Below are 11,962 nucleotides of genomic sequence, written 5' to 3' on the forward strand. Positions count from 1 at the left end.
GCGGGAATGACGGCATGCAAACGTCGAGTGAACTCCATGCACACCATTTTTCCGGCAATCTTCGCCGCTTTGCTGAGCGGCAACGCCCTGTCCGCTGACACGGATAACCTCGGCCGCCTCTACCTGTCTAACCCCGCCGCCGTCACACCGCCGCAGTGTTACACCAAAACCGAAAACACCAGCGGGCCTGCCAGCAATCCCTGCTATGTGTGCCACACCAGCAGCCAGGCCCCGAACTTTACCAACGACCTGGATCTGCAACTGGCGTACGACTTCGCCGAACCGGCGCGGGAAAACCGCTGGCACAATCTGTTCAGGGACCGCGGTGACTATCTGGCGTCCGTGAGTGACAAGGCCATTCTCGACTATGTGCGCGAGGACAATTACCGCGCAGCGGACGGCCGCATTCCCCTCGCGCAGACACTTACACAAAAACTGCCGGCCCACTGGGATGGCAACCAGAACGGCACCTGGGACGGCTATATCCCGGATGTGGGTTTTAATTTCGACCGCGAGGGTTTCGACCGCAACGACGAGGGCAAATACACCGGCTGGCGCGCCCTGGCCTACACCCCGTTTCCCGGTACTTTTTTTCCCACCAATGGCTCCACCGACGATGTGATGATTCGTCTGCCCGCCATCTATCGCAACGACGAAAATGGTAATTACAACAGTGTCGTGTATCGGGTAAATCTCGCTGTGGTCGAAGCGCTGATCAAGCGCGCGGATGTGGCCATCGAAGCGGTGGATGAGAATCTTCTCAAGGTGGACCTCGACAAGAGCGGCGATCTCACCACGGCGACAAAAGTTGCCTACGACTGGGCACCGCTGGAGCAGCGCTTCATGTCCTACGTGGGCGCGGCTCGCCTTGCCCAGCAAAAAGGAGAGGCGCCGCTGTCCGCCGGTTCCTACCCGCTGGGCACCGAATTCCTGCACAGCGTGCGCTACCTGGATGTGGATACCAATGGCCAGGTGCACATGGCAGCGCGCATGAAAGAGCTGCGATACGCGCGCAAGGTGCGCTGGGTGAATTATTTCCAGCATCGTGAACTCGCCGCCGATGAACTCAAGGAGGCGCACGATTTTCCCGACCGCATTGAACCGGTGGTGGGGGATATCGAGCGCGGCGTCAGCAACCGCCGCGGCTGGCGCTACAGCGGTTTTATCGAGGATGCCCACGGCGATCTGCGCCCGCAGTCGTACGAGGAACTCGCCACCTGTGCCGGCTGTCACGGCGCTATCGGGGCGAATATCGACGGCGGTTTTGCCATGACCCGCAAACTGGATGCGGCCGACAGCTTCCAGCGCGGCTGGTACCACTGGTCCCAGAAACCGCTCGCCGGCATCCCGGAACCGCGGCGGCAGGACGGCCGCGGAGAGTACGCGGTGTACCTGCAGCAGGTGGGCAACGCCGACGAGTACCGCTCGAATGAGGAGGTGCGCGCGCGCTTCTTCGCTGCCGACGGCAGCCTGAAAACCGCCATGCTCGAGCGCCTGGCCGCCGACATCAATACCCTGATCATGCCCTCCCCGCGCCGCGCGCTGGATCTGAACAAGGCCTACCGCGCTATCGTCGAGGAGCAGAGTTATCGCGAAGGCCGCGACGCGGTGCTGGCCCCGCGGGAAAATCTGTTGAGAGAGGTAAGTGAGGGTCAGGAAACCGGAGTGGAACAGGTTCTCAGCTACCGCTGATATTCTTCGTTTCGCACCTTGTAGGACCCTGCTTGCAGGGCCAACTTGAGCGTATAGCGAGCACTGCTCGCTGCTCAGGTTGGCGCCAGGCCAAGGATGGCCTGGCCGGACTCTGCTCCATGGATGGCTGCTTGATATGAACCTTCCAATTCGCCTGCAAGCAGGCTCCTACAAGGCGCGCACAACGAGGAATTCAGTTATCGAAGGACTCGCCACCATTCTGTAACATGCTCCCAGTCTAATTGGCGTCTTTTCTTTCGTCTGTTTGCCCGGGGGTAATTCAATGATCCGTAAATCCATCGCCGCAGCACTCGCCTGTGCACTTTCTACAGCGACCCTTGCGGCCGAAAAGCTGCCGGAAAGCCAGCGCGACAGCCATTGGTTCAATGAAGCCCAGGCCAGCTTGCAGCAGGCGGCCGAGGTGGAGATCAACAACAAGCGCGGCGCGGCGAAAAACGTCATTTTGTTTGTGGGCGATGGTATGGGCATCTCCACCGTCACCGCCGCGCGTATTCTCGCGGGCCAGCAGCAGGGCCTCGACGGCGAGGAATACCAGCTGAGCTTCGAAAAAATGCCGTTCGCCGGCCTGATCAAAACCTACAACACCAACCAGCAGACCCCGGACTCCGCCGGCACCGCCACCGCGATGGTCACCGGGGTAAAAACCAAGGCGGGGTTCATCGGCGTGGGTGAAAGCGTCGCCCGCGGCGACTGCAAGGCGAGCCTCGAACACCCGCTCACCACCGCGCTGGAACTGGCGGAAACCCGTGGCAAGGGCACTGGCATTATCAGCACCGCGCGCATCACTCACGCCACACCCGCATCCACCTACGCCAAGGTACCGGAGCGCGATTGGGAATACTCCGCGCCCGCAGGCTGCCGCGATATCGCCGCGCAGCTGGTGGAAATGAACGTGGGTGACGGCATCGACGTGATCATGGGCGGCGGCCGCCGCGGCTTCCTGCCGACCAGTGTGACCGATCTGGAAGGGGCTGCCGGCAAGCGCGAAGACGGCCGCAATCTGGTGAGCGAATGGCAGAAGCGCTACGGCGAAAACGCGGTGTATATCGAAGACAAGTCCGGCTTCGACAAGGTGAATATCAAATCCACCGACAAACTGCTCGGTCTGTTCCAGCCCTCGCACATGCGCTATGAAGCCGACCGCGACAACGACAAGGCCGGTGAACCGTCGCTCAGTGAGATGACCGCGAAAGGTATCGAATTGCTGAAGCGGGGCAAGGAAGGCTATTTCCTGCTGGTGGAGGGCGGCCGCATCGACCACGGCCACCATGCGGGCAATGCCTATAACGCGCTGCACGATGCGGTGGAATTCGCCAAAGCGGTGCAGGTGGCCATGGACAACACCGATGCCAAGGACACCCTGATCATCGTCACCGCCGACCACAGCCATACCTTCACCATCGCCGGCTACCCTACCCGCGGCAACCCGATTCTCGGCAAAGTGATTGGCAACGACGAGCGCGGCGAGCCCAGGAAAACCCCGGATCTCGCCAGCGACGGCAAGCCCTACACCACCGTCGGCTACGCCAACGGGCAGGGGTTTGCGGATCTGGGCAGGGAAACCGATTCCGACAACCGCCGCGATACCCACACCCATCCCGGGCGCGCCGATATCAGCGAGGTCAACACCCGGAACCCGGGATTTTTCCAGGAGGCGCTGGTGCCCACCTCGGGTGAAACCCACGGTGGTGAAGACGTGGGCATCTGGGCGCGCGGCCCGGGCTCACAGCTGTTGTCCGGCACACACGAGCAGAACTACATCTTTCACGTGATGGCCCACGCCGGCGGTTTGCTCGAGCGCAAATAACCCGTCTTTCAATCGGGCGCGGGGACCTTGCACAAGCGCTGCTGTTTCCAGCGCTTGTGCCGGAACAGCAGTTCGCACTCGCGTCCGATCACTTCACGCAATTCAGCCAGCCGCTGCTGTGCGGCATCCAGCAGCGGTATCAGCTCCTCTTCTGCTTCAGCACTCAATACCTGTTTATGGCTGGCCAGGAAGGCGCACAGCAGGCGCAGGTCGCGCCAGTCGCCCAGTGCGCTCGCCAGGGTTTTCAAGCGCGCCCGGCGGCGGCCGATCTTTTTCGGCTTGAGCGGCTGCAGCAAACGGGTGTGGTACCACTGGTCTTTAACCCGTTTGCGCAATGTGTGCATGCGCCCGTCGTCATCGTCTGGCAAGGCCTTTTCCATCGCCTTGAACGTGCGCCGGTAGCTGCGCGCATAGCCGCGCATCAGGTTCTTTCTGTCGAGACCTGTCAGATCCCAGGTGTCGACATGCTGCGCACCCTGCCGCAGTAAATCCCGCGCCTGTTGCAGAGCTTCCTGTGTGTCTCCGTTATCGATCCGGGATTTGAGCAGCGCCGCGGTCGCCGGAAAGCGTTCGTCACCCAGCTGCTTGCGCAACGCGTCGTGAAGTGAAACCGCGTCGCGACTGCCGGAAAGCAGATCGGCAATGCGGCGGTAGTGGGCGTTTTCGAAGCGGTAGAGTGATTCAGCCTCGCCGTTGGTCTTTTGCACCAGGCGCACCAGTGCGCGCATCTTTTTGCAGTGTTTGCGGATCTGGTGGGTGGCTATTTCGTAGTCACGAGACCGTGCTGCCTTCAGCGCCTTAGTAACTTGTTCAGCGGAAACTTCTTGGAGACTTAGCGCTGGTGGATTGTCCGAATTGAAACTGTACAAAAGTTTGTTCCTTTCATTCTGCAGTGAGTCATTACGGTTTAGCGGGACCGATTGAGCAAATGGCTGGTGAGATATTTGGGGATGAACAAGTATCAAAATAGCGATTGAAAACGAAAACTCCGAAAACTTTCACAAAAAAAGTTTAATTAACTGTTTTTTTCTTTCGCTTGATACTAAATTCTTTTCTGCTTGGCCGCTGTAGGTGACTAAGCATTCCAATTTGGTCAAAATTTGTACTTTTGTGGTTGTCACATCACGTCTGCGCTGTTGGAGGTTTATTTTTCTACGTTCTTGTTTTCACAGGAAAAAATAACTAATTTTTAATAAATTCATAAAAAATATGAGGGGTTAGGCGGGCTAGCCGTTATAGATTTGTTGTGAAGCCTTTCGCGACGCTTTGCCTATAAATATCTATTGGGGGCTAATAATATGAATAAATTGAGAGCAATCATTAATAATGCCAGCTTGCCACTTAAAGCCAGCGTATCCACCGCTGTGTTGGCAACCGTGCTTTCACCAGTCTCTTTTGCGCAGCAAGGTAATAGTGCACTTACCGAGAGCAATGTAGTTGCCAGTGAAGAACAACCCAATGTTTCTGCTCGCCAAGTGAAAGAGGCTGATAGTGGCGTCGAAGAAGTGGTGGTTACCGGTTCCCGCCTGAAACGCGACACCTTCTCAAGCATTGCGCCACTGCAAATTATTGACACTGAAGGCGCACGTGAAGCCGGTGCCATCGATACATCTTCTATTTTGCAGACCAGCGGCGCCGCCAGCGGCCAGCAAATTGATCTGACATTTTCTGGCTATGTACTCGACAATGGGCCAGGTTCCGCCACTGTGGATCTAAGGGGCCTGGGTGCTGGTCGTACTCTGGTACTGTTGAATGGCCGTCGCCTAGCTCCGGCCGGTGTGGAAGGCGCACCTGTTGCGGCGGACCTCAACTTGATTCCGTCTTCTCTGGTTCAGCGTTACGACATGCTGCTGGATGGTGCATCCTCTATTTATGGTTCTGACGCTGTGGCCGGCGTAACCAACATCATTCTAAAAAAAGATTTTGAAGGCGTAGATTTCGAAGTGTTCAGCAAGACCCCTCAGCAGGGCAATGGTGAGGAAATCACCATGAGTCTGAGCTGGGGTAAAAACTTCGATCGCGGTTTTTTCGGTATCGGCGCGGAGCACTTCACTGCCAGTGCGGTAACCCTTGCCGATCGTGAGTGGACCGATAGCTGCGAGCGCAATGTGGAAGTTGGCACTGATGGCAAGATTTACCACAGCGACGCCTACTATAGCACTGTGCTGGGTATGGATATGTCCGATGGCTGTGCCGTTGGTCTGTTAGCGGGCCGTGTCTCTGTGCCGGTTGCCGGGAGTATTTATTATAGCCCGAGTGGCTCCCAGGGGGCTTGGCCGGGTTTCGCTGAGTCCAACCTGTTCGGCTTCGGTGTGGACGCGGATGGTGACGGGGTGACCGATGTTAACTTCCGCAACCACGACATCAACGGTAACGACCTGTTCGCACATCTCTACCCTGAACAGGAGCGCACCAGCATCATGACTTACGGCGAATACACCTTTGAAGGTGATATGAACCTGACGCCATTTTACGAGGCGAGCTATGCCAAAAGAGAAACATATATTAATGCTGGCGCGCTGCAATTGTTCCCTTCAGTTCCCGGTGCCAACCCATTCAACATCTGCAATCCGGACGGTGTTCGTGGTGTAGACTGTGGTCTGGCCTACGATGCTCTACTTGATGATCCTGAGTTTGTGGCTCAATTTGTCGAGCACTACGGTGCTACTCCGGCAGATTACGGCTTGCACTACGGTGCTCTTGGTCCTCAGTCTGCCCAGCCAATCGTGTCCGTATACGGCGATCGCAATACGGGGGACGTTGAAGTTTCTCAGATGCGTTTCGTAACCGGTTTGCGCGGTGATCTTCCAATGCTGAATGTTGGCAGCCTCTCTGACTGGTCTTTTGAACTCTCCGGTTCCATTACCAAGTCGGAAGGCAAATCCCACCGCTACGGTATTCGTGATGACCGTTTGACCCAATCGCTTAACACAACTCGCGAAGATCCAAATAATCCTGGCACTTACATTTGTGATCCGTTACCTGGCGAATCCACATGTGTGCCGGTCGATATGTTCGCAGACTCATTATACGAGGGCGTAGTGGGCGATTTTGCCACCCAGGCAGAGCGCGATTATCTGTTCGATAGCCGTGATTTTGATACCTCCTACTACCAGTCCATTTTCTCCGCCTATGCGTCTGGTACTGTTGCCACCCTGCCTGCGGGTGACGTAATCGTTGGTGTAGGTGCCGAGCTGCGCAATGACCGCATCAAGTCTCTACCGGATGATGTCGCTAGAGACGGGCTGTTCTTCGGCTTCTTCTCTGACGGGGGTGCTACCGGTAGTAAGGATACTAAAGAGGCTTTTGCTGAAGTTGAGCTTCCTTTAATCTCCGGCAAGTTTATGGCAGAAGAGCTGACTACCAACCTGTCTGCGCGTTACACCAAAGACGAATTCTACGGCGGTGCTTGGACCAATGCTGCCAAAATTGCCTATCGCCCGGTTGAGTCCCTGTTACTGCGTTCTACTTACGGCACTTCCTACCGTGCGCCCAATCTGCGTGAAAACTTCCTGAAAAATCAGACTGGCTTTCCAACAGTATTTGACCCGTGCCTGATTCCAGAAGCAGCGTTGGATCCAATCAGTGGCGGTTACAATGCAGCCTTAGATACCCGTTCTCCAGAGGTGTTGACAAACTGTGCGGCAAACGGTGTTGACCCGACAGTTGTACATAACAATGGTTTTAATAACTACAGCGTAGAATCTTCAGCTGGAGGTAACCTCAACCTTAAGGAGGAAACATCTGATTCATACACCGTTGGCTTTTCTTTCGAACAGCCGTTCTTTGATGATTTTGATCTCACACTGGGGATGACCTACTACGATATCGAAATTGAAAATTCTATTATCGAGCCAAGTCCGCAGTTCCTCATTAATGACTGCTACACAAACCCCAATGGAAACAGCGCCTTCTGTTCTCAGCTGAATCGCGATGAGGATGGGATGTTGAGCCTGATCAACGCAGGCTTCGTCAACCGGGACAGTGAAGTGGCTCGTGGGTTTGATTACAACCTTCGTTACACGCAGCCGGTGACCTTCTTTGGGGCTCCACTTGAACTATCTGCTAACCTGACCTTTAATCGAGTTCTGGAGCGGACCTTGACGTATGTATCTGAAGATGGCACTCCAGATGTCGAGAGATATCACGGTACCTTTGGTTTCCCGGAGTGGAACGCTCGCGGTGAATTTCGGATAGATTACGACAAGTATCGCTTTACATGGACTACTCGTTATCTAGGGGCTGTTGAACAAGATGACCAGTACTTAGATGAGTTCAGCGATATCTACGATACCAATAACACCGGCTTTATTTCCGATACTTGTATCGGCTCAGCCAACGGTGGAATCGATTGCCGCGATGTTGGCTTTGCAGATGACTACATGGTGCACTCCGCATCCCTGTATTACTATGCAGATACTTGGACAGCGGGTCTCGGTGTGAGCAACGTATTTAATGAAGCCCCTCCTCAGGTGAATGGTGATGAGATTACTTCTATTAACAATACACCAATCGGTTATGGTTATGACCTTCAAGGTAGAACCATGTTCCTGAATCTCCAGAAAAATTTCTGATAGTATTTAAGTTGCGAAAGCCCGCATTTTGCGGGCTTTTTTTCCACAAACAGAAGACTGATCAGCTTGTTATTTTCGGGGGGTAAATGAGCATGCTTAAAAGGCTGGCCGCATCGTTACTTATTTTGGTTAGTATCGATGTTGCGTCAAAAACAATCGATACCTATCCGCTGGATTATTGGGCTCTTCGCGACGTTATCAGCAACGTAGAAGTATCGCCTGATGGAAAGCGTCTTGCACTGCTGAAGATCCCGACCAAAGACGGTGATCCCATCATTGAGGTATACCCTACAGATAACCTCGAAGCTGAGCCATATCGTATCAACTCCGATCCAATGGAGATCCAGAGCTTTTTTTGGCTCAGTGACGATGTTATAGGTATGAGCCTTCGCCAGAAAGTTCGCGATAAAATCGAAGGGTTTAACCGGGGAGTATACGAATACCTACTTGCTTCCGTGGATGTCAAACGGAAAAAGCTGAAAAAGTACGATCAACTCGGTGCTGATCTGGAACATGTGCTACCAAACAATGATCGAAGAATTATTTTCTCTTATTTACCTGGTGGGGATGACGACCGCCTAAACAAAGCATTTCGTCCCCGTACTTATTTTGAATTGGATGTCAAATCCGGTGCCAAGAAACTGATTCTTCGCGGTAAACTGGATATGGGGCAAGTTGAATTCGACATTGATGGCAATCCCTGGTTGGCCCGTGGGTTTGATGTCGCAAAGGGTGAATATGTTTGGTATCAGCGCATAACCGACAAGAGTAAATGGCAAGAAATGTATCGCATGAGCGAAGACAGTTTCGAGACATTTGAAGTCGAAGGCTTTGACGACAAGCAACCGCACATTTTTTACGTTCGCGCCAACAATGGCGATGATAAAATTGGACTTTGGGAATTTGATGTCAAAAAAGTAAGCTTCGGTGAATTGATTTATCGCCGCAGTGATGTGGATGTGGCTGGTGTCCGGTATCACAGTAATCAGTGGAAAAATATGGATACTGTTGCTGGTGTGGTGTACACAAAGGAAAATATTGAAGTTGAATATTTTGACGAGCTTGAAATGGCTACTGCTCAACAGCTCGAGAATATTATTCCTAACTCTCACTATGTTCGCATAAACAGTCGCAGTCGAGATGGAAGCAGTTTGACCATCTATAACGTTGGACCGCGAGACCCCGGTACTTACTACATTTTGCATAAAGGCAAGCTGACAAAAGTAGGCGGCCGTCAGCCCCTATTGGAACCTGAAAGGTTGGCGGATGTTCGTTATATCGAATATAAGGCGCGTGATGGTCGCACTATTCCCGCGTATCTGACTATTCCCAACGGAACCCCTCCGTTTCCAGCCATTGTTATGCCTCATGGTGGTCCGTTTGTATCAGAAGTCGTGCTTTACGATGAATGGGCACAGATGCTGGCGAATAATGGCTATATCGTTTTGCAGCCGGAGTACCGCGGTTCCAAAGGCTTCGGGCTGGATCACTACCAGTCCGCCTTCATTAATGGCGGACAGGGCGGTTACAAGATGCAAGACGATAAAGACGATGGTATGCAGTATTTGGTCGAACAGGGCTGGACTGAATCGGATCGCCTCGCAATGTTCGGTTGGTCCTACGGTGGTTATGCGGCATTGGTCGCAGCGGCACGCAAGGAGCAAATCTATCAGTGTGTGATTGCCGGAGCCGCTGTTTCCGACAATCAGATGCAGGTAAATTACTATCGGGACCGTATTCGCGGTGCGCAAAAAATCGAGCAACTTGGGATGTGGGATGACAGTATTTCACCGATAGAAACTGTGGCTGATGTAAATGTCCCAATTTTGCTGATTCACGGGAGTGTCGACCAGAGAGTTCCTCCGGCTCATGCAGAACGCTATCGCAAAGCACTCGATAAGCATGGCAAGGTTTATAAGTATGTAGAACTGGATGGAGCCGATCACTTCAGTAACACTCTTTTCTACGATCATCAGAAAGTGCTATACGAATCTATGATTTCTTACCTGAAATCAGATTGTGGCGCCGGTGGCCTTTAAGGGCCGATTTACCTCCAGGTAACTTACCCCCCCGCCCATCCCCTCCACGCGGGGCAATGGGCGGGGCGTTAGAATACTCCCTTCATTAATTGCGAAGCGTCTGTGACAGGCGAGTGGGCAAAAAATGACCACCGCTGTTGACTTAAAGTGCCTCAGATTCGTCTGAATGTTGACCGGATTTGGTAGACTTCGTGCCGCGCAACCGCGCCCCATGTACAATACCGCCCTGAATTTGGCACAGCAGGCGCAAGATGACGGAACGCAAGACGACCCATTTCGGCTACCAGCAGGTGCCGGTCGAAGAGAAGGCCGGGCGGGTGGCGGATGTTTTTCACTCGGTGGCGGCCCGCTACGATGTGATGAACGATCTGATGTCCGGCGGTATTCACCGGCTATGGAAGCGGTTCACCATCGAGCTGTCGGCGGCGCGCCCGGGGCAGACGATCCTGGATATTGCCGGGGGCACGGGGGATCTGACGGCGCGGTTTTCCCGCATTGTGGGGCCAACCGGTAAGGTGGTGCTGGCGGATATCAATGCGTCGATGCTGAAGGTGGGCCGTGATCGCCTGCTGGATCGCGGTATTGCGGGCAATGTGGAGACGGTTCAGGCGGATGCCCAGTATCTGCCGTTTCCGGACAATACGTTTGACTGCATCACCATCGCGTTTGGCCTGCGCAATGTGACGGATAAGGATCTGGCGTTGCGTTCGATGTTGCGGGTGCTGAAGCCGGGTGGTCGGTTGCTGGTGCTGGAGTTTTCCAAGCCGCAGTCGAAGCTGCTGGAGAAGGTTTACGATCAGTACTCGTTCCGCCTGCTGCCGTTTATGGGCAAACTGGTGGCGGACGATGCGGACAGTTACCGCTATCTGGCGGAGAGCATCCGCATGCATCCGGATCAGGAAACCCTGAAAGGCATGATGAGTGACGCCGGGTTTGTGGACTGCGAGTTCCACAACATGACCGGTGGCATTGTGGCTTTGCACAAGGGCATCAAGCCCTGAAGATTAGACTTCGGTCCCCGTTCCGTGGCGGCACCGCTACCGGTGTCTGTTTGCGGGACACGCCGTAAACCCATCCATGGGGGCTCGGCTGCGGCCATCCAGGCCGCAGACGGTCCCGCAAACAGACCCCGGCATCGGCGCCTTCTCATCGGCGTTTTGAGCTTCGAGCAAAACCAATAGAAGAATGAGTGATCCCACCTTCCGCGCCGGCTTCGACGCCACCCTGGAAACCGCCATCAACACCGCCCTCCGCTATGACCCGGGCAGCCGCGCGCGCCTGAGCAAGCTGGCGGGCAAGGTGCTGGGGGTGAATCTCACGGCGCCTGCCATAAATCTGTTTCTGGTGATCGACGACGAGGATGATGAAGGTGGCTATGTCGAGGTGCACAGCCGCTGGAGTGGTGAGGTGACCACGGAGCTGTCCGGCTCGGCACTGGCGTTCCTGCAATTGCTGAGAAACCGCGATGCGACGCCGGCCAGGCTGGGGGTGACGGTGCGCGGTTCCAGTGCGCTGCTGGCGGAGCTGCAATCCATCCTGCGGGATCTGGATGTCGACTGGGAGGAGCCGCTGGCAAAGCTGATTGGCGATGCGCCGGCGCACCAGTTGGGCACCGGTATTCGGATGGCGGCGAGCTGGCTGAAAGACGCGCTGGGTTCTGCACCCAAGGCGGGCGCCGAGGCTGTGAGTGAGGAGTGGCGGATGACGCCGCCGCAGGCGCAGTTTGAGGCGTTTGCGGAGGATGTAGCCGGGTTTGCTCAGGGAGTGGACCGGTTGGAGGCGCGCATTGAGATTTTGCGCCGCCGGCTCGACGGCGAGGAGAAGTAGCA

7 protein-coding genes are annotated in these 11,962 nt (G+C 54.9%); 6 read left to right on the forward strand and 1 reads right to left on the reverse strand.

Features of this window, described 5'->3' with window-relative positions:
* The first annotated feature begins 36 nt into the window (after nt 1–36).
* Both FDY93_RS02895 and FDY93_RS02900 read left to right on the forward strand, forming a co-directional pair.
* Nucleotides 37–1,692, forward strand: a complete 1,656-nt coding sequence (locus FDY93_RS02895; RefSeq protein ID WP_138234246.1) for a hypothetical protein — start codon at nt 37–39, stop codon at nt 1,690–1,692.
* Nucleotides 1,693–1,975: 283 nt separating this feature from the next.
* On the forward strand, nt 1,976–3,520 hold the full coding sequence (locus FDY93_RS02900) for an alkaline phosphatase (RefSeq protein WP_138234247.1): 1,545 nt from the start codon (nt 1,976–1,978) through the stop codon (nt 3,518–3,520).
* Nucleotides 3,521–3,528: 8 nt separating this feature from the next.
* On the opposite strand, the gene FDY93_RS02905 is transcribed toward FDY93_RS02900, so the two are convergent.
* Nucleotides 3,529–4,485 carry a CHAD domain-containing protein gene (locus tag FDY93_RS02905; protein WP_342776593.1) on the reverse strand — a complete coding sequence of 319 codons (957 nt, stop codon included), beginning with the start codon at nt 4,483–4,485 and terminating at the stop codon, nt 3,529–3,531.
* 333 nt (nt 4,486–4,818) lie between these two features.
* Here FDY93_RS02905 and FDY93_RS02910 point away from each other — a divergent pair, with 333 nt between their 5' ends.
* From FDY93_RS02910 to FDY93_RS02925, 4 genes are all read left to right on the forward strand, one after another.
* On the forward strand, nt 4,819–8,094 hold the full coding sequence (locus FDY93_RS02910) for a TonB-dependent receptor domain-containing protein (protein WP_138234249.1): 3,276 nt from the start codon (nt 4,819–4,821) through the stop codon (nt 8,092–8,094).
* Nucleotides 8,095–8,180: 86 nt separating this feature from the next.
* Entirely contained in the window at nt 8,181–10,133 is a 1,953-nt protein-coding gene (locus FDY93_RS02915; protein WP_138234250.1) for an alpha/beta hydrolase family protein, read from the forward strand.
* Nucleotides 10,134–10,384: 251 nt separating this feature from the next.
* Complete coding sequence (ubiE, locus tag FDY93_RS02920) at nt 10,385–11,134, forward strand: bifunctional demethylmenaquinone methyltransferase/2-methoxy-6-polyprenyl-1,4-benzoquinol methylase UbiE (RefSeq protein WP_138234251.1); 750 nt, start codon at nt 10,385–10,387, stop codon at nt 11,132–11,134.
* A gap of 184 nt (nt 11,135–11,318) precedes the next feature.
* Nucleotides 11,319–11,960, forward strand: a complete 642-nt coding sequence (locus FDY93_RS02925) for a ubiquinone biosynthesis accessory factor UbiJ (RefSeq protein WP_138234252.1) — start codon at nt 11,319–11,321, stop codon at nt 11,958–11,960.
* Nucleotides 11,961–11,962: the final 2 nt, after the last annotated feature.

The organism is Microbulbifer harenosus, from assembly GCF_005771435.1.
Lineage (GTDB): Bacteria > Pseudomonadota > Gammaproteobacteria > Pseudomonadales > Cellvibrionaceae > Microbulbifer > Microbulbifer harenosus.